General features: G+C 66.3%; 14 protein-coding genes. 9 read left to right on the forward strand and 5 right to left on the reverse strand.

Going from position 1 to position 18,862, the window contains the following annotated elements; all coding sequences use genetic code 11:
* The first annotated feature begins 7 nt into the window (after positions 1-7).
* Complete coding sequence (locus GO608_RS02075) at positions 8-2,167, forward strand: amylo-alpha-1,6-glucosidase (protein WP_169198308.1); 2,160 nt, start codon at positions 8-10, stop codon at positions 2,165-2,167.
* A gap of 131 nt (positions 2,168-2,298) precedes the next feature.
* On the opposite strand, the gene GO608_RS02080 is transcribed toward GO608_RS02075, so the two are convergent.
* The 3 genes from GO608_RS02080 to GO608_RS02090 all read right to left on the reverse strand — a co-directional run bounded on the left by GO608_RS02080 (position 2,299) and on the right by GO608_RS02090 (position 5,086).
* A complete protein-coding gene (locus GO608_RS02080; RefSeq protein ID WP_041646136.1) occupies positions 2,299-2,499 on the reverse strand; it encodes a hypothetical protein in 201 nt (66 codons plus the stop codon).
* Positions 2,500-2,803: 304 nt separating this feature from the next.
* Positions 2,804-3,523 carry a response regulator transcription factor gene (locus GO608_RS02085; RefSeq protein WP_169198307.1) on the reverse strand — a complete coding sequence of 240 codons (720 nt, stop codon included), beginning with the start codon at positions 3,521-3,523 and terminating at the stop codon, positions 2,804-2,806.
* A 21-nt stretch (positions 3,524-3,544) separates the two neighbouring features.
* A complete protein-coding gene (locus GO608_RS02090; protein ID WP_169198306.1) occupies positions 3,545-5,086 on the reverse strand; it encodes a PAS domain-containing protein in 1,542 nt (513 codons plus the stop codon).
* Between the two features lie 210 nt (positions 5,087-5,296).
* Here GO608_RS02090 and GO608_RS02095 point away from each other — a divergent pair, with 210 nt between their 5' ends.
* From GO608_RS02095 to GO608_RS02125, 7 genes are all read left to right on the forward strand, one after another.
* Positions 5,297-6,937, forward strand: a complete 1,641-nt coding sequence (locus GO608_RS02095; protein ID WP_169198305.1) for an acyl-CoA synthetase — start codon at positions 5,297-5,299, stop codon at positions 6,935-6,937.
* A 435-nt stretch (positions 6,938-7,372) separates the two neighbouring features.
* Positions 7,373-8,128, forward strand: coding sequence for an ABC transporter ATP-binding protein (locus tag GO608_RS02100; RefSeq protein WP_169198304.1), 756 nt, complete (start codon positions 7,373-7,375; stop codon positions 8,126-8,128).
* Positions 8,121-8,852 (forward strand): ABC transporter ATP-binding protein, encoded by a 732-nt coding sequence (locus tag GO608_RS02105; protein WP_169198303.1) that lies wholly within the window; start codon positions 8,121-8,123, stop codon positions 8,850-8,852. The genes GO608_RS02100 and GO608_RS02105 overlap by 8 nt, the downstream gene beginning before the upstream one ends.
* A gap of 28 nt (positions 8,853-8,880) precedes the next feature.
* Positions 8,881-10,098, forward strand: a complete 1,218-nt coding sequence (locus GO608_RS02110; RefSeq protein WP_211159342.1) for an ABC transporter substrate-binding protein — start codon at positions 8,881-8,883, stop codon at positions 10,096-10,098.
* A gap of 91 nt (positions 10,099-10,189) precedes the next feature.
* Positions 10,190-11,074 (forward strand): branched-chain amino acid ABC transporter permease, encoded by an 885-nt coding sequence (locus GO608_RS02115; RefSeq protein ID WP_169198302.1) that lies wholly within the window; start codon positions 10,190-10,192, stop codon positions 11,072-11,074.
* 64 nt (positions 11,075-11,138) lie between these two features.
* The gene (locus tag GO608_RS02120; protein WP_169198301.1) at positions 11,139-12,068 is read left to right on the forward strand and encodes a branched-chain amino acid ABC transporter permease; all 930 of its coding nucleotides are present in this window, start codon (positions 11,139-11,141) and stop codon (positions 12,066-12,068) included.
* Between the two features lie 107 nt (positions 12,069-12,175).
* Complete coding sequence (locus tag GO608_RS02125; protein ID WP_169198300.1) at positions 12,176-15,259, forward strand: transglycosylase domain-containing protein; 3,084 nt, start codon at positions 12,176-12,178, stop codon at positions 15,257-15,259.
* 75 nt (positions 15,260-15,334) lie between these two features.
* On the opposite strand, the gene GO608_RS02130 is transcribed toward GO608_RS02125, so the two are convergent.
* Both GO608_RS02130 and GO608_RS02135 read right to left on the reverse strand, forming a co-directional pair.
* Positions 15,335-15,973, reverse strand: coding sequence for a PEP-CTERM sorting domain-containing protein (locus GO608_RS02130; protein ID WP_169198299.1), 639 nt, complete (start codon positions 15,971-15,973; stop codon positions 15,335-15,337).
* A gap of 57 nt (positions 15,974-16,030) precedes the next feature.
* A complete protein-coding gene (locus GO608_RS02135; RefSeq protein WP_169198298.1) occupies positions 16,031-16,210 on the reverse strand; it encodes a hypothetical protein in 180 nt (59 codons plus the stop codon).
* 157 nt (positions 16,211-16,367) lie between these two features.
* Between GO608_RS02135 and GO608_RS02140 the strand changes: the two genes are divergently transcribed.
* Complete coding sequence (locus tag GO608_RS02140) at positions 16,368-18,845, forward strand: DUF6600 domain-containing protein (RefSeq protein WP_169198297.1); 2,478 nt, start codon at positions 16,368-16,370, stop codon at positions 18,843-18,845.
* Positions 18,846-18,862 lie beyond the last annotated feature (17 nt).

An 18,862-nucleotide genomic window follows, 5' to 3' on the forward strand; every position in this document is an offset into this window, starting at 1 on the left:
GCTTCCGATGCAGGACGCAATCCAGATCGACGACCGATGGTACGTGCTCGCCACTTCATCGCTGGCCGACGACCGCACCCGCGTGCTCAAGCAGGGCGACACCTTCGCGCTGTTCGACCGTTATGGCGACGTGCGCCACATCGGCATCGCCGAGCAGGGGCTCTACCATGGCGGCATGCGCTTCCTGTCGCAGCAGCGGCTGCTGCTGAACGGCGTCAGGCCGATGTTGCTCAACTCGACGATGAAGCAGGACAACAGCCTGCTCGCGGTCGACCTGACCAACCCCGACCTCAGCGTTGGCGGCCGGGCGATCGACAAAGGCACTGTGCACGTGTTTCGCGGCAAGCTGCTGTGGGAGGCGGTGCTCCACGAGCACCTGAGAGTGATGAACTACGGCCGCGAACCGCTCGACCTGACGCTGACCCTGGAATTTGCCGCCGACTATGCGGACATTTTCGAGGTGCGCGGCTTTCAGCGCGCGCAAGTCGGCGAGCTGGCGGCGCCGACGGTCGGCGCTCGCGAGATCGTGCTCGGCTATCGCGGGCGCGACGGGCTGACGCGCCATACGCGGATCGAAGTCGATCAGCAGCCGTGCAGCGCCGACGCGTCGCAGCTGACGTTCGCGTTGCGGCTCGAACCGCAGCAGTCGCGTGACCTGTTCGTGTCGGTGACCTGCGAAGTCGAAGGCGAATGCACGGTGTGCAGCTACGACCAGGCTTACGCACTCAACAAGCAGCAGCTGCACGCGTGGGACGAGACCGACTGCGCGATCCACACTTCGAACGAGCAGTTCAACAGCTGGCTGAACCGTTCGTTCGCCGACCTGCGCATGCTGACGACCGAAACCGCCGACGGCCCTTACCCGTACGCCGGCGTGCCGTGGTTCAGCACGCCGTTCGGGCGCGACGGCATCATCACCGCGCTGCAATATTTGTGGGTCAATCCGCAGCTCGCCAAAGGGGTGCTGCAATTCCTCGCCTCGACCCAGGCGCAGAAAAAAAACCCCGAACGCGACGCCGAGCCGGGCAAGATCCTGCACGAGACCCGCACCGGCGAACTGGCCAACCTCGGCGAGATCCCGTTCGACCGCTACTACGGCAGCGTCGATGCCACTCCGCTGTTCGTCGTGCTCGCCGGCGCCTACTGGGAGCGCACCGGCGACCGCGATCTGATCGCTGCGTTGTGGCCGAACATCGAGCGCGCGCTCGCGTGGATCGACACCTACGGCGACGCCGACGGCGACGGCTTCGTCGAATACGCGCGCCACAGCAGCAAGGGGCTGCAGCAACAGGGCTGGAAGGACTCCGACGACTCGGTGTTCTACGCCGACGGCCGGCTCGTCGAACCGCCCGTCGCGCTGTGCGAAGTTCAAGGCTACGTCTACGAGGCCAAACGCTACGCTGCGCGCTTCGCTGCACTGCTCGGCGACCCGCAGCGCGCCGCGGCGCTCGAACGACAGGCCGAGGCGCTCAGGACGCGCTTCGATCAGGCGTTCTGGATCGAGGCGCTCGGCACGTACGCGATCGCGCTCGACGGCACCAAGCGCCCGTGCCGCGTGCGTTCGTCGAACGCCGGTCACGCACTGTTTTCCGGCATCGCGGGCGTCGATAGAGCTGCCGCAGTGGCGCGCACGTTGCTCGCCGAGGACATGTTCTCGGGCTGGGGCATCCGCACGCTGTCGAGCCGCGAAGCGCGCTACAACCCGATGTCCTACCACAACGGCTCGATCTGGCCCCACGACAACGCGCTCGTCGCAGGCGGTTTCGCCCGCTATGGGCTCAAGCGTGAGGTGCTGCGAGTCATGGAAGGGATGTTCGAGTCGAGCGTCTTCATGGATCTGTACCGCCTGCCCGAGCTCTTCTGCGGCTTCGGCCAGCGCCCCGGCGAAGGCCCGACGCTGTACCCGGTGGCCTGCTTGCCGCAGGCCTGGGCGAGCGCGACGGTGTTCTACCTGCTGCAGTCCTGTCTCGGCCTGTCATTCCGGCCGGAAACCGCAGAGATCGTGTTCGACAACGCCGCGCTGCCCGGCTTTCTCGACCGCGTCACGATCCGGGGCCTTCACATCCCCAGCGGCTCGGTCGATCTGACGCTCTATCGCCGCGCCCAGGACGTGACGCTGCATGTGACGCGCAAGCAGGGCGAAGTGCGCGTCGTGTCGATGAAGTGACTGCGTCACCCCCAAGCATTCAGGCCAGTTCTCGCGAACTGGCCTCAATGCTTGCGTTGTACCGCGACGGCGGCAAAAACCGGCTGACGCACCTGCACGAGCCTGCTGTGCCCGATGCGCCGCGCACCCGCTCACGGGAACGTGCCGCGGTGCTTCTTCTCCATGTCTTCGGTCTTGTGCTCGGGCGTCACGCCCATGCGCTGCTGATTCTCGCGCTGCTTTTCCTTGTCGCTCCGCGCATCGTCACCCTGCGTGCCGGGCTTCGGCGGGTTCGCCGCGGAGGACTGGGGATTGTCGGCAGTGTCCGACTTTCGCGTGTGAGGTTCGGCCATTTCTGCTTCCTCCTGTCTATGCTCCCCCGATTCCTTCAATGACCACGCCGGTGCCGCCACATTCGCTGCAGGGTTTGTCGTCGACGACTCCTGTTCCCTTGCATGCGCGACAGGTGTTCTCGCCGGTTCCGGGAGTTCCGGGAGGGGCCTGGTCGCCTGGATGAGTCTCGGGTCGAGCCGGTTCGGTGTCCATCGCGAACTCCTTGGTGGGATCGGTCAGAATTCGACGGGACGCAAAGAGGCGGGTTCCGGCGCGTACATGTCGTTACATCCGACGGAAAACGCGACCCGGCCCGCGGCGCCTTTACCGCCAGTCCACGTTCGACGAGAACAGGTAGCCGGCGCCGTAGACGGTCTTGATCAGCCGCGGGTGAAGCGGATTTTCTTCGAGTCGCTTGCGCAGCCGCGAGATGCGCAGGTCGATGCTGCGGTCGAGCGCCGCGACGTCGCGCCCGCCCAGCAGCTGCTCGCGGGTGAGGATCTGGTTGGGACGCTGGAGCAACGCGCCCAGGAGCCGGGCTTCGGCCATGCTCAGCGTCTCGGTTTCGCCTTCGGGAGAAGTGAGGGCGTTGTTGCCGGGTTCGAAGCGCCAACCGGCGAATTCGGCGACGCGCACGCCGTTCGCTGCCGCGTTGGTGGCAGGCGGTTCGCGATAGCGCCGCAGGATGCTGCGCACCCGGGCGATGAATTCGCGCGGCTCGAACGGCTTGACCATGTAGTCGTCGGCCCCCAGTTCGAGGCCCGTCACACGGTCATGGGTGTCGCCGCGGCCAGTGACGATCAGCAGGCCGAAGCCGTGACGGGCGCGGACATGACTAAGGATGTCGAGGCCGTCCATGTCGGGCAGGCCGAGATCGAGAACGCACAGCCGCGGAGGGTCGGAATCGAGCCGCCGCAGGAAATCCGCGCCGGTCGCGAAAAATTGCGCCTCGAAGCCGAATTTCTCGAGCGTCTGGGCCATCAGCCGGGCGACCGCAGGGTCGTCCTCGACGACGTGGATCGTTTCCTTCGGCTTGTTCGGCACGGCACGGACTCCGCAGTTCGGTCAGCGACAGATTGCGTCCAGCATAGCCGACAGTCTCTCCTTGCTGAAAGGCTTCGCGAGCAGCGGGACGCCGAGATCCCTGGTGATCGCATCGGCCCTGTCCACGTAGCCGCTCATGAGGATCACCGGGAGGCCGGGCCGAAAGCGGCGAATGAAGCGCGTCAGCCCGCACCCGTCGAGCCCACCGGGCATCACGACGTCCGACAGCACGAGCGAGATGGCCGCGACGTTCTCGACGATGTCGGCCGCTTCCTGGCCGTTTTCGGCTTCCAGCACCGAACAGCCGAGCGCGGCGAGCTGCTTGCGCACGATGGTGCGCACCTCCGGGTCGTCCTCGACGAGCAGTACCAGCTGCCCGGCAAGAGGCGTCACGGGCGCCGCAGTGCCCGCTTCCCCGGCTGCGGCAGGACTCGCGACGGTGCGCGGCAGCAACAGCGCGACCGCGGTGCCGCAGGCCTGGCGGCTGCGGATGCGTACCGCTCCGCCCGACTGACGCGCGAAACCATACACCATCGGCAGGCCCAGCCCGCTTCCCATGCCGAAACGCTTCGTCGTGAAGAAAGGTTCGAACACGTGCGCGACGGTGGTCGCATCCATCCCGGTGCCGGTATCGCGGACCGTCACCTGCACGTAGTCGCCCGGCGGAATATCCAGCTCCGCGGCAGCGGTCGCATCGAGCGTCTCGACTGCGGACTCGATGCGCAGCTCCCCGCCTTCGGGCATCGCGTCGCGTGCGTTGAGGGCAAGGTTGAGCAGCGCGCTCTCGAGCTGGTGCGCGTCGGTCATCGCCACCAGTTCGGCATTGCGGCTCGCCGTGTGCAGAGCGATGGTTTCGGGCAGCGAGCGCCGGATCAGCTTCGCCATGCCCAGAATCAGCTCGTTGACTTCGACCGGGCGCGGCGCGAGCGGCTGCTGGCGCGAGAACGTCAGCAGCCGCTCGATCAACTGCGCGCCGCCCTGCGCGGCCTGCATCGCCGGGGCGACGAATTCCTCGATCGCGGCGTCGTCCGGGCGCGCTTCCCGCAGGCCCGCGAGATTGCCTATGACGACGGTCAGCATGTTGTTGAAATCGTGCGCGAGCCCGCCGCTGAGCTGGCCGATCGCCTCCATTTTCTGCGCCTGCGCAAGCGCGTGCTGCGTCCGGCGCTGCTCGGTGATGTCGACCGCGTGCACGTAGCAGCCGAGCACTTCACCGGTGGCGCCGAACTCGGGCACCAGCGTGCGGCGCGCGTATAGCGTGCGCCCTGCCGCGTCGCTCATCGTGTATTCATAGGTGAGCCGCTCGCCGCCCAGCGCCCGGGCGAGCGGCTCGCGCACCGCGTCGAAAACCTCCGCGGGCACGACATCCACGATGCGCTGCCCGACGACCTGGTCGCTTTCCCGTCCGAACCATGCCGCATATGCCTTGTTCGCGTAGCGATACGTCCAGCTGTCGTCGAAATAGGCGATATGCGCCGGAATCGCATCCATGATGTCGCGCAGGCGCCGGTTCTCGGCATTCCGGTCCCCGGGCTGCGCCGATGGCCTGTCCTCGATGTCCATACTTTTTCCCGTTGCGCACCGCCGCTTGCCGCGCAGCGCTTCATAGCTGTTCGGCCCGATTCTAGCGCCCGTCCCGACGCCGCTGGAGCGACGACAAGATTGAGTACATTCGCGCGCAATTTGCGACAAGGTTTGCTGCGATGCTTGATCGTGCACGCTCACGTTCGCGCTCGCGTGGGCCCATCGGAACGATCGCCCCAGGAGAAAGAATTGTCGAATAGCCCGTATGCCCAAGGTCTGGCAAAGAACGCCGCGAACTACGTCCCACTGTCGCCGCTGAGCTTCATCGAACGCTCGGCCCAGGTGTACCCGCAGCGCACCGCGGTAATCCACGGCGCCCGCCGCTTCACGTGGCAGGAAACCTATGCGCGCTGCCGCCGTCTCGCGAGCGCGCTGGTGCAGCACGGCATCGGCCGCGGCGATACGGTCGCGGTGATGCTGCCGAACGTCCCGGCGATGTTCGAAGCGCACTTCGGCGTGCCGATGATCGGCGCCGTGCTCAACACCCTCAACACCCGCCTCGACCCGGAAGCGATCGCCTTCATGCTCGCGCACGGCGAAGCGAAAGTGCTGATCACCGACCCCGAGTTCGCGTCGCTCGTCGGCCCCGCGCTGGAGCGGCTCGACGGGCCGAAGCCGCTCGTCATCGATGCGCTCGACGCCGAATACCCGGGCACCGACCGGCTCGGCGCGATCGAGTACGAAGAATTCCTCGCCGCCGGCGACCCGGAGTTCGCGTGGAGCCTGCCGCCCGACGAATGGGATGCGATCGCGCTGAACTACACGTCCGGCACCACCGGCAACCCGAAGGGCGTCGTCTATCACCATCGCGGCGCGTACCTCAACGCGGCATCGAACATCATCAGCTGGGGCATGCCGCAGCACGCGGTGTATCTGTGGACGCTGCCGATGTTCCACTGCAACGGCTGGTGCTTCCCGTGGACGATGGCCGCCAACGCCGGCATCAACGTGTGCCTGCGCAAGATCGATGTCGCGCTGATCTACGAGCTGATCCGCACGCACAAGGTGAGCCATTTCTGCGGGGCACCGATCGTCCACGGCATGCTGATCAACGCGCCCGCGGGCATGCGCGACGGCATCACGCACAAGGTCTCGGCGCTGATCGCCGGCGCCGCGCCACCGGCGGCGATCATCGAAGGCATGGAGCGCATCGGTTTCGACATCACGCACGTCTACGGGCTGACCGAGACTTACGGTCCGGCGTCGGTGTGCGCGAAGCACCCGTCGTGGGACGAGCTGCCGATCGACCGCCGCGCCGAGCGCAACGGCCGCCAGGGCGTGCGTTACCACATGCAGGAAGCGATCGCGGTGCTCGACCCGGAAACGATGGTGCCGGTGCCGGCCGACGGCGAGACGATGGGCGAGATCATGTTCCGCGGCAACCTCGTCATGAAAGGCTACCTGAAGAACGAGAAGGCGAGCGACGAAGCCTTCGCCGGAGGCTGGTTCCACACCGGCGACCTCGCGGTGATGCACCCGGACGGCTACGTCAAGATCAAGGACCGCTCCAAGGACGTCATCATCTCGGGCGGCGAGAACATCTCGTCCCTCGAAGTCGAGGAAGCCCTGTACCGCCACCCGGCAGTGATGACGGCCGCAGTCGTCGCGAAACCCGACGAGAAATGGGGCGAAGTGCCGGCGGCATACATCGAAGTCAAGGACGGCGCCGCGGTCACCGCCGACGACATCATCGCCCACTGCCGCGAGCATCTCGCCCGCTACAAGGTGCCCAAGCACATCGAGTTCTGCGTGCTGCCGAAGACCTCAACCGGCAAGATCCAGAAATTCGTGCTGCGCGAGCAGGCCAAATCGACCTTGGCGATCGACTGATCGCAGCTTCCGCAGGAACCGGGCCGGGAATCCTTTCCGCGGGCCCGGCCCGGCACTGGCCGGCGAATTTCATTCGCATGGCGCCTTTCCGCGAGTTCGAACAGTGCGTCGGCGCCGCCGGCACTTGGCCCCTAATGCACGGCCGCCTGAGTCCCAAGCAAACGGCATGCCCTCGGGGAGTGCCGGCAACGCCGCCCGCGGCAGCCTGCAAACCGCCGGGCGATGCGGGTTCACCCCTATCCTCGTCGCGTTGACGCCCCCCTACCCGGGTGTTAGCTTAGTCCCGCCTTGAATTGAATTCCCATATACGTTGAGCATCAAGATTCATCGCCGGCGGGACCTTGCGTCCTGCCCGGGATGAAGCGGTTTGGCGTCGGCGCGGGCTCGCCGGCACAGTTCAGCTTCCCACGAGTGAGGCAGGATCTGTCAGACGCGATGAGCACGGACTTCATTCTCCAAACACGAGACCTGACGAAGGAGTTCAAGGGTTTCGTCGCCGTCGACAAGGTCAATCTCCAGGTGCGACGCGGCTCGATCCACGCACTGATCGGGCCGAACGGAGCGGGCAAGACGACCGTCTTCAACCTCCTCACGAAGTTCCTCACGCCGACCCGCGGCACGATCCACTACAACGGGCAGGACATCACGCACGAGAAATCGGCGCAGATCGCGCGGCGCGGAATCGTGCGATCGTTCCAGATTTCGGCGGTGTTCCCGCACCTGAGCGTCCGCGACAACGTGCGCGTCGCGCTGCAGCGCAAGCTCGGCACGACTTTCCATTTCTGGCGCTCGGAGAAAAGTCTCGACGTCCTCAACGAGCGCGCGATGGAACTGCTCGAAGCGGTCGACCTGCAGTCGTTCGCCGACGCGACCACCGTCGAACTGCCTTACGGGCGCAAGCGCGCGCTGGAAATCGCGACCACGCTCGCGCTCGAACCCGAAATGATGCTGCTCGACGAACCGACGCAGGGCATGGGCCACGAGGACGTCGGCCGCGTCGCGGACCTCATCAAGCGCGTGTCGGCGAACCGCACGGTGCTGATGGTCGAACACAACCTCAGCGTCGTCTCGCACATCTGCGACACGATCACCGTGCTGCAGCGGGGCGCGGTGCTCGCCGAAGGACCGTACGAGCAGGTGTCGCGGGATCCCCGCGTGCTCGAAGCGTACATGGGCACCGAACATGTCTGACGCCAGCACCCGCAACAATCCCGACGTCGAGATGCTGCGGGTCAGCGACCTGCACGCGTTCTACGGCGAATCGCACATCCTGCACGGCATCGATTTCAGCGTGAACCGCGGCGAACTCGTGACGCTGCTCGGACGCAACGGCGCCGGGCGCACGACGACGCTGAAAGCCATTCTCGGGCTCACCGGCCGGCGCACCGGCTCGATCATGATCAACGGCCGCCAGGTCATCGACCTGCCGACCCACCGCGTCGCCCACCTCGGCGTCGGCTATTGCCCCGAGGAGCGCGGCATCTACGCGAGCCTGTCCGCCGAGGAGAACCTGCTGCTGCCACCCGCCGTGAACAGCAGCGGCATGTCCCTCGACGAGATCTACGAGATGTTCCCGAACCTGCAGGAGCGCCGGCACAGCCCCGGCAGCCGGCTCTCGGGCGGCGAACAGCAGATGCTGGCGATGGCGCGCATCCTGCGCACCGGCGCGCGGCTGCTGCTGCTCGACGAGATCACCGAAGGCCTTGCGCCGGTGATCGTGCAGACGCTCGGCCGCGTCATCACGAGCCTGAAGGCGAAGGGACTCACGATCATCATGGTCGAGCAGAACTTCCGCTTCGCCGCGCCGCTCGCCGACCGGCATTACGTCATCGAGCACGGCCGCATCGTCGAGACGGTGACGAAGGATGAACTCGATTCGAAGATGCAGCTGCTGCAAAAACTGCTGGGCGTGTGAGCACGGTGGACCAACAAGGAGGATAAAAATGAAACCCAGGACTCTGGCATCAGCGATCGCCGCGGCAGCGCTGGCCGCGCAACCGATGCTCGCGCAATCGGCGACGATCAGCGACGGCGTCGTCAAGCTCGGCGTGCTGACCGACATGTCGGGCACGTATTCCGACCTGGCCGGCCCCGGCGCGGTCGAGGCGACCAGGATGGCGATCGAGGACTTCATCGCGAACGAGAAACCGGACTTCAAAATCGAGATGGTCTCCGCCGACCACCAGAACAAGGCGGACATCTCGGCGAACAAGGCGCGCGAGTGGATCGACACGCAGAAGGTCGACGCGATCGTCGACCTCGTCACGACTTCAACCGCGCTCGCCGTGATGAAGGTCGCGAACGAGAAGAATCGCATCTCGCTCGTGACCGGCGCGGGCTCGACGCCGATCACCAACGAGCAGTGCAACGACACGACGGTGCACTGGGCCTATGACACCTATTCGCTGCCGGTCGGCACCGCGAAAGCGGTCGTGCAGCAGGGCGGCAAGAACTGGTACTTCATCACTGCCGACTACGCGTTTGGCCACTCGCTCGAGAAGAACACCGCCGACGTCGTGAAGAAGAGCGGCGGCAAAGTGCTCGGCAGCGTGCGCCATCCCTTCCCCGGCAGCGATTTCTCGTCCTTCCTCCTGAGCGCGCAGGCTTCCGGCGCGCAGGTCATCGGCCTGGCCAACGCCGGCAACGACACGATCAATTCGATCAAGCAGGCGCGCGAGTTCGGCATCACGCCGAAGCAATCGCTCGCCGGGCTGCTGATGTTCATATCGGACGTGCATAGCCTCGGGCTCGACGCGACCGCCGGGATGTACTTGACGACCGGCTTCTACTGGGACCGCGACGACGAGACGCGCGCCTGGTCGAAGCGTTATTTCGACAAGATGAAGCGCATGCCGACGATGGTGCAGGCGGGCGACTATTCGGTCGTCTATCACTACCTGAAAGCGGTCAAGAGCGCGGGCACCGACGAAGCGAAAGCGGTGATGGCGAAGATGCGCGAGACTCCGGTCAATGACTTCTTCGCGAAGAACGGCCAGGTACGCGCCGACGGCCGCATGGTCCATGACATGTACCTCGCGCAGGTGAAGAAGCCGTCGGAGTCGAAGTATCCGTGGGACTACTACCACATCCGCCAGGTGATCCCGGGCGCGGAGGCGTTCATCCCGCCCGCGGAAAGCACCTGCCCGCTGATGAAGAAATAGCTTTCCGACCCGGCTTCCGGCGTCCGGCCTGCGGCGCGCATCGCGCGCGCGTCAGGGCCCGACGTCCGGTGCCGCAACCAGGCCGCCCGCTATGGACATTTTCGGCATTCCGATCCAGGCCCTGATGGGGCAGCTGCTGATCGGGCTCATCAACGGCTCGTTCTATGCGATCCTGAGCCTCGGGCTGGCGATCATTTTCGGTCTGCTCAACATCATCAACTTCTCGCACGGCGCGCTGTACATGATGGGCGCCTTCGGCGCGTGGATCGGGCTGACCTACCTCGGCATCAACTACTGGGTCGCGCTGGTCGCGGTGCCGGTGGTCGTCGGCATTTTCGGCATGATCATCGAGCGCACGATGCTCAAGCACCTGTACCGGCTCGACCACCTGTACGGGCTGCTGCTGACTTTCGGCCTCGCGCTGATCATCGAAGGCCTTTTCCGCTACCGCTTCGGCATTTCCGGCGAAAGCTACCCGGTGCCCGAACTGCTTTCGGGCGGCTTCAACCTCGGCTTCATGTTCCTGCCGAAATACCGCGCGTGGGTCATCGCCGTGTCGCTCGTCGTGTGCTTCGGCAGCTGGTACATCATCGAGCGCACGAAGCTCGGCTCGTACCTGCGCGCCGGCACCGAGAACCCGCAGCTGCTGCAGGCCTTCGGCATCAACGTGCCGCTGATGATCACGCTGACCTACGGCTTCGGCGTCGCGCTCGCCGCGTTTGCCGGCGTGCTCGCCGCGCCGGTGTTCCAGGTGAACCCGGTCATGGGCTCGAACCTGATCATCGTCGTGTTCGCCGTCGTCGTCATCGGCGGTATGGGCTCGATCATGGGCTCGATCGTCACCGGCCTCGGCCTCGGTCTCGTCGAAGGGCTGACGCGCGTGTTCTATCCGGAAGCGTCCGCGGTCGTGATCTTCGTGATCATGGGAATCGTGCTGCTGCTGCGGCCCGCCGGCCTGTTCGGCCGCGAGCGTTAGGCCGCGCGGCGCCCGGCTCTTTATCGTCCCCCGTCACTCCATCATCCAGACCAGGATCGGCGCAATGAAAGGCAAAAACATCGGCTGGATCGTCCTGCTCGTTCTCGGGCTCATCGCGCCGTTCCTCGTCTACCCGGTGCTGGTGATGAAGATCCTGTGCTTCTCGCTGTTCGCCTGCGCGTTCAACCTGCTGCTCGGCTATACCGGGCTGCTGTCGTTCGGCCACGCCGCGTTCCTCGGCTGGGCGGGCTACACCTGCGGCTACGCGATGAAGGAACTCGGGCTGTCGCCCGAACTGGGGCTACTCGCCGGAACCGCGGCCGCCGCGGCGCTCGGTTTCGTCTTCGGCAGTCTCGCGATCCGCCGCTCCGGCATCTATTTCGCGATGGTGACGCTCGCGCTCGCGCAGCTGATGTATTTCCTCGCGCTGCAGTTCCCCTTCACCGGCGGCGAGGACGGCCTGCAGGGCGTGCCGCGCGGGCGGCTGTTCGGGCTCGTAGATCTCGCGGACACGATGAACATGTATTACTTCGTGCTCGCGGTGTTCCTCGGCGGATTCTGGGTCATCGACCGTGCGATCCACTCGCCGTTCGGCCAGGTGATGAAGGCGATCCGCGAGAACGAGCCGCGCGCGATCTCGCTCGGCTATGACGTCGACCGCTACAAGCTGCTCGCCTTCGTGCTGTCTGCCGCGCTCTCCGGCCTTGCCGGGGCGACCAAGACGCTGGTGTTCCAGCTCGCATCGCTGACCGACGTGCATTGGCACATGTCGGGCGAGATCGTGCTGATGACGCTGCTCGGCGGCATGGGCACCGTGTTCGGCCCGATCGTCGGCGCGACGGTCGTCGTCGGCCTGCAGAACTACGGCGCGGAGCTCGGCCAGTGGGTCAACGTGCTGACCGGCGTGATCTTCGTCATCTGCGTGCTCGCGTTCCGCCGCGGCATCGTCGGCGAGCTGGCGGCGCTGATCCGGCGCTCGGGGATCCGGATGTAGAATGTAGCGACGATCGGCCGGCCGTGCGGGCGTCCGGACGAGGCTTTTCGGCACCCAGGTGTTGTTTCGACCCACTGCGGTGCCGGCTGTCATAGAACTGCCCGATAATGCATGCATTACAACAATCGGGCGGAAACGTGTCCGAAACGATTTTGAAGAAAACGCCCCGGCGCCCCTGGCTGAAAATCCTCACGCGCCTGTTTCTCGTCCTGCTCTTCCTCGCGCTGATCGCGTCAGCCGCATTCCTGGTCTTCGAAGTGCGCAGTTCCTGGCTCCAGGCGCGCGAAGTCTCGCGCTACGCCGAGAACCTCCGGTACCACGTCGAAGCCGGGCCGAGCGATTCGGTCCGCTTTCCGGCGCACGGCCCGTCCGACCTTCGCCTCGGTTACGCGAAGCTGCCCCGCTTCATCGACCGGCTGCAGGCGCGCGACATGACGATCGTGAACCAGACGCGGTTCTCGCCGCAGCTCGTGGATTTCACCGAACGCGGCTATTTCCCGCCGTATCGCGAGAAGACTCGCGCGGGACTGGAGATCGAAGGCGCCTACGGCGAATCCGTATACCGCTCCTCATACCCGGTGCGCAGCTATCCCGCGTTCGAGCAGATCCCGACGCGCGTCGTGCAAAGCCTGCTTTTCATCGAGAACCGCAACCTGCTCGACCCGGCACGTCCCTACCTGAACCCGGCCATAGACTGGATGCGTTTTGGCCAGGCCGCGCTGGCACAGCTCATGAAAGTCGTCGATGACGACCTGAACACACCGGGCGGCAGCACACTTGCGACGCAGATCGAGAAATACCGTCACTCGCCCGACGGCATCACGCATTCACCGCAGGAGAAGCTGCGCCAGATGATCTCGGCGACGATGCGTGCGTACCGCGAAGGGCATGAAACCCTCCCCGTGCGGCGCGACCTCGTGCTTCACTACCTGAACACCGTGCCGCTGTCCGCTGCGCCGCTGTACGGCGAAGTCCACGGGCTCGGCGACGGGCTATGGGTCTGGTTCGGCGCCGATTTCGCACACACCAACGGGCTACTCGCCGCGGCCGAGGCCGAAGGCGCGCTCCTCGATGAACAAGGGCTCGCGCTGCGCCAGGTGCTCGCGCTGATGATCGCCCACCGGCGCCCGTCACACTACCTCGGGCTCGGCCGCGACGACCTCGCTCGACTCACCGACGCCCACTTGCGCATCCTCGCCGAGGCGCGCGTCATCGGCCCCGGCCTGCGCGACGCCGCGCTTGCCGCGCGGCTCGCATTCCGCGATCCGCACCGCGCCCGGGCGCGCGCGCCGGTCGAAGCGGACAAGGGCGCGACGCTGATCCGTACGCGTCTTGCCGGGATGCTCGACGTCTCGCTCTACGATCTCGACCGGATCGACCTCAAGGCTTCTGCGACCCTCGACCAGAAGCTCCAGCAGGAAGTCAGCGCCTACCTCGAGCGGCTGCGTGACGTCGACTTCGCGCGCCAGACCGGGCTGATCGGCGAGCGCCTGCTGACGGCCAGCCAGGTGCCGACGGTGAACTACAGCTTCACGCTGTTCGAGCGCACGCCCGACGGCAACCGCGTGCGAGTGCAGACCGATACCACTGACCAGCCGCTCGACATCAACGAGGGCAGCAAGCTCGAACTGGGCTCGACCGCCAAGCTGCGCGTGCTCGCGACCTATCTCGAACTCGTCGCCGAACTGCACCAGCGCTACGCCAACCAGCCGGTGCAGGTGTTGCGCGAAACCACCGTCGACCGGCATGACAGGCTCACACGCTGGGCGCTCGACTATCTGCTTGAAACCAAAAACCGCGACCTGCCGACGATGCTGCATGCGGCTCTCGAGCGCCGCTATTCGGCCAGCCCCGGCGAATCGTTTTTCACCGGTGGCGGGCTGCACACGTTCAACAACTTCCGCCCCGAGGACAACGGCCGCACGGTGACGCTGCGCGAAGCGCTGCAGGCGTCGATCAACCTGCCGTTCGTGCGCCTGATGCGCGACATCGTTCGCCACACGATGTATCAGGTGCCCGGCAGCACTGCCAAGCTGCTCGAAGACGACAGCGACCCGCGCCGCAGCAAGTATCTGTCGCGCTTCGCCGACCGCGAGGGCCAAGTATTCCTGCGCCGCTTCTGGCGCAAATACCAGGACCAGAACGCGAACGAGATCCAGGCGACGCTGCTCGACGGGCTGCGTCCCACCGCCGACCGCCTCGCCGCGGCGTTCCGCTATCTGAACCCCGACGCGGATGCCGAGCGCTTCGGCGCGTTCATGCGCAGTCGCCTGCCCAATTCCGAGCTCGGCGACACCCGCCTCGCGAGTCTTTACCGGCGTTACGCCCCGGGCACTTTCGACCTGCCCGACCAAGGCTATATCGCGCGCGTGCACCCGCTCGAACTGTGGCTCGCCAGCTACCTGATGGCGCATCCCGAAGCGAGCTTCGGCGACGCCGTCGAAGCGAGCAGCGAAGAACGCCAGGCCGTGTACCGCTGGCTCTTCCGCACGCGGGCGAAAAGCGCACAGGATCAGCGCATCTACACGATCCTCGAAGTCGAAGCCTTCCTCGAGATCCACCGGCGCTGGGCGCTCCTCGGCTACCCGTTCAATCACCTCGTGCCGTCCTTGGCGACCGCGCTGGGCAGCGCCGGCGACCGTCCGGCTGCGCTCGCCGAGCTGATGGGGATCATCGTCAATGACGGCGTGCGCCAGCATACCGCGCGCGTCGAGCGGCTCCACTTCGCCGCGGGAACTCCGTATGAAACGGTCCTCGCGCTGCCTCCCGCCAAAGGCGAACGCGTGATGGCGCCGGAAGTCGCAGCGGCACTGCGCAGCGCGTTGTCCGAAGTCGTCGAAGGCGGCACGGCGCGGCGTCTCGCAGGTGCCTTCGCGCTGCCGGACGGCACGCCGCTCGCGGTCGGCGGCAAGACCGGCACCGGCGACAACCGCATCGTCACTTCCCGCGGGCGCGGCGGGATCGCGCTCAACCGCACCGCGACGTTCGTGTTCCACCTCGGCCCGCGGCATTTCGGCACGCTGACCGCTTATGTCATCGGCCCGGACGCCGCCGCGTACCGCTTCACGTCGGGGCTGCCGGTGCAGATCCTGAAGTCGATGGCGCCGATCCTACTGCCGTCACTGCACCAAGCGGCGCGTCCCGTGCAGACGGCGCAGCGCGGCGAGTCGGCAACGTTACCGGCCCCGTGAGTCGGACGCGTCGCAATCCCCGGAGAGGGCCCGGAGGTTGCGGCGCGTGAAAGTGCTTCAGGCGGTGGGACCGGCTCAGGACCGTCTTCTGCGGCCCCCCGCCGCGAGGCCAGCGAGGCCGATGCCGAGCAGGGCCAGCACGCCCGGCTCCGGTACTGCATTCTCCTCCACTTGCGTCGGATCCTCCGGCAAAGCGTCTGCCTCGAACAGGAACAGGTGATAAGTTGCGTGGAAGACTCCCTGGGTCACGCTCTCCACCCAACTCGTGCGATCTTCGGCATCCTGCGCGAGTGCGAGCGCGCTCGCAATGTCACCGATCGACGGCCCGGTGAAGTCCAAGTCGTCGGGATCGACGTTGGCCGGAGCGAGCCCCAGGTTGAAGACGTGCGTTCCGAGGCTAGATGGCGCCCTCCCCGCGAGCATCGTGCCGAAATCGACTGCAAAGAACGGTCCCCCGGAGCCCTCCGCAAGCGGATAGGCGTGCGCAGCGCCGCCGCCCGTCCAGCCCATCGCAAACGTCGCATTCCCGCTCGCGCTGCCCGTGCCCGAGCGCGTCGCCGGCGTGGTGGGCCCCTGCCGGCTGATCGTGACGGTGGCCAGACCGGCGTAGCTCCCGAGGCTTTCCAGGTCGGTCAGCATCAGCGCATTGGCCGCGGAAGGCACGATCGCTGCCAAGGCGATTCCGGCAACCCCGATGTGTGTTCGCATTGTCATTGTTATTTTCCTTGCATTTTTTCGGATGAATTATATGCAGGCTCCCCTGCCGGGTTCTCAAAGCACTTTTTGCGCCCGTGCCAGTTTTGCTTTTTTTAACAAACCTTTACGGATCAGCAGCGCAATATCGGCGGGGAAAGTGTAAATGTCGTCGACAAATCGTAACAGCGGCTTATGCCTTCTCACCACGCCAAGCTCGCAATCCTCCGACCCAACCTCTGATCCAATTGCAAACAATTGTGCGCCTCGTCATCGTCCGACTCCCCCATACGTTGAATCCGGTACGACGGCGGCCAAAACGTCACGTCTGCCCGCAGTGAACGCGGCAACCTCGACCGGCACGCTGCTCACCGCCGTTTCCCCTGTCGCAGGGATTTTCGGGAGGCTCGACAAGATGTTCCACGCTCTTCGCTTCATGTTCGTGCTGCCGCTGGTCCTGCTTGCGGCGGGCAGTGCGTGGGCCGACCCGCCCGCCCGCGTCGGGCGCCTGGCGCTGCTCGACGGGGAGGTGTCGCTGCGTCCAGCCGACAGCCGGCGGTGGGAAAGCGCCAGCCTGAACTGGCCGCTGACTTCGGGCGATGCCCTCGGCACCGAAGAAGGCAGCCGCGCCGAAATCCGGATCGGATCGAGCGTGCTGCGCCTCGCCGGCTCGACCTCCATCGACATCCGCCAGCTCGATGACGAACGTATCCGCATCGAGCTCGAACGCGGCAGCGTCGCGATACGGATCCGGAGCCGCGAAGCGGCCGCGGCGATCGAAGTCGAGACCCGCGACGGCTTGGTCGTCGCCGACAAGCCGGGTCAGTACCGCGTCGATTACGAGGACGCGACGACGGTCCTGACGAACTACCGCGGTGGCGAGCTCGATTTCCGCTCGGAGGACAGCGACGTCGTCGTCATTGAAGGACGACGCGCGCACGTGCTGTATTCCGACCACACCGAAGTGCGCTGGAGCGACCCCGAGCGGGACGATTTCTCCGACTGGACGCTGGCCCGTGACGAGCATGACGACCGGCTCGGCGAGCCGCGCCACGTGTCGCCCGAGATGACCGGGGCCGAGGACCTGCATGAATACGGCGACTGGCGAACGGTCGACGACTACGGGCCGGTGTGGTACCCGCGCAGCGTGCCGGCCGGCTGGGCCCCCTATCGTTCGGGGCGCTGGGTGCTGGTCCAGCCGTGGGGCTGGACGTGGGTCGACGACGCACCGTGGGGCTTCGCCCCGTTCCATTACGGCCGCTGGGTGATGGTCGGCGGAACATGGGGCTGGGTGCCGGGCACCTACGTTGCGCGGCCGGTGTACGCACCTGCGCTCGTCGTGTGGATGGGCCTGCCGGGCGTGAGCATCAGCCTCTCGTCCGGTTCGCTGCCGCGCATCGGCTGGTTCCCCCTCGGCCCGCGCGAAGTCTACGTTCCGAGCTACCGCCACAGCACGACCTACGTGCGGCGGATCAACATCACCCACGTCACCAACGTCGTCCACATCGACCGGACGGTGCGGGAACCGCGGCACGTCCGCTATGCGCATCGCGACCGGCACGACGCGGTAACGGTCGTGCCCGGCGAAGTCGTCAGGCATTCCCGCCCGGTCTTCCGCCATGCGGTGCGCGACGACGAGCGCAAAGGGCGCCTGCCGCGCGCGGCGACCCCTGTCCCGCCGCTCGACCCGCGTCTCGTCGTCGAACATGACCGCATCGACCGCGCCGCTCGACCCCGGGACGAGGAGCGGCTGCGCGACGAGCAGGCGCGGCGCGCCGCGCGTCTGCGCGACGCGGTCGAAGAGCGCCGGCAGCGGGAGCGCACAGGGGCGGAAGAACGGCGATTGCGCGACCTGCCCGAAGACGGACGCGGTCGTGAATCCTTCCCCGGACGCCGCATCGACGGCAGGGAACAGGGACGACCCGGGACGGACAGCGAGCCGCGAGTCGAACGCGAACGTCGCCCCCCTTCCGCCCCGGAAGCGCAGCCGCGGGGCCCGGTCCCGGCAATGCCTCAGCACGCCCCGCAGCAGCAGAACGCGCGGGAGATGCAACAGCGCCAGCAGGAACAGGATCAGCAGCGCCAGCAACGGATACAACAGCGACGGGACCAGGAACAGCAGCAACAGGAACGCGCCGGCGAACAGGGGCAGCGGCAACGCGCGCTGGAGCAGCAGGAACAGCAGCGCCGCCAGACCCTGGAGCGGCAGGAGGAACTGCGGCAGCGCCACTCGCAACGCGAACGTCAGCAGCAGGAACAGCTCCAGCGCCAGCAGCAGGAGCAGGAGCGGATGCAGCGGCAACAACGGGAACCGGAGCAGCAGCATCAGCTGCGGATGCAGCAGCAACAAGAACAGCAGCGGCAGCAGCGGATACAGCAGCAACGGGATCAGGACCGGCAGCAACAGGAGCGCGCGCGCGACGAGTTGCAACGCCAGCGCGCGCTGGACCAGCAGGAACAGCGCCGCCGTCAGACCCTGGAGCGGCAGGAAGAGCTACGGCAGCGCCAGTCCCAGGATCGCGAACGCCAGCAGCAGGAGCAGCTCCAGCGCCAGCAGCAGGAGCGGATGCAACGGCAGCAACGGGACCTGGAGCAACAGCGGATGCAGCAGCAACAGGAACAGGGGCTGCAGCGCCGCCAGGCCATGGAGCGACAGGAGGAACTGCGGCAGCGCCAGTCACAGGAACGCGAACGCCAGCTGCGCGACCACCAGAATCAGCAACAGGACGCGTTGCAGCGACAGCAACGACAACTGGAACGGCAGCGCGAGATGCAGGAGCGACAGCAGAGCGAGCAGCGCAGGCAGATCGAGCGACGGGCAACGGGGAATGAAGGCGATGCGTCGCGCGGCGAGCGGCGACACGCGGGCGACGAAGGCAGGCCCGGCAATTGATGGACTCGCTTGGTTGC

This window comes from Aromatoleum buckelii, assembly GCF_012910785.2.
GTDB lineage: Bacteria > Pseudomonadota > Gammaproteobacteria > Burkholderiales > Rhodocyclaceae > Aromatoleum > Aromatoleum buckelii.

Bases quoted from the DNA above. Each gene is read 5' to 3' on its own strand.
- GO608_RS02075 (WP_169198308.1), top strand. From the start codon at position 8: ATGCAGGACGCAATCCAGATCGACGACCGATGGTACGTGCTCGCCACT.
- GO608_RS02080 (WP_041646136.1), bottom strand. From the start codon at position 2,499: ATGGCCGAACCTCACACGCGAAAGTCGGACACTGCCGACAATCCCCAG.
- GO608_RS02090 (WP_169198306.1), bottom strand. From the start codon at position 5,086: ATGGACATCGAGGACAGGCCATCGGCGCAGCCCGGGGACCGGAATGCC.
- GO608_RS02100 (WP_169198304.1), top strand. From the start codon at position 7,373: ATGAGCACGGACTTCATTCTCCAAACACGAGACCTGACGAAGGAGTTC.
- GO608_RS02105 (WP_169198303.1), top strand. From the start codon at position 8,121: ATGTCTGACGCCAGCACCCGCAACAATCCCGACGTCGAGATGCTGCGG.
- GO608_RS02110 (WP_211159342.1), top strand. From the start codon at position 8,881: ATGAAACCCAGGACTCTGGCATCAGCGATCGCCGCGGCAGCGCTGGCC.
- GO608_RS02115 (WP_169198302.1), top strand. From the start codon at position 10,190: ATGGACATTTTCGGCATTCCGATCCAGGCCCTGATGGGGCAGCTGCTG.
- GO608_RS02120 (WP_169198301.1), top strand. From the start codon at position 11,139: ATGAAAGGCAAAAACATCGGCTGGATCGTCCTGCTCGTTCTCGGGCTC.
- GO608_RS02125 (WP_169198300.1), top strand. From the start codon at position 12,176: ATGCATGCATTACAACAATCGGGCGGAAACGTGTCCGAAACGATTTTG.
- GO608_RS02130 (WP_169198299.1), bottom strand. From the start codon at position 15,973: ATGACAATGCGAACACACATCGGGGTTGCCGGAATCGCCTTGGCAGCG.
- GO608_RS02140 (WP_169198297.1), top strand. From the start codon at position 16,368: ATGTTCCACGCTCTTCGCTTCATGTTCGTGCTGCCGCTGGTCCTGCTT.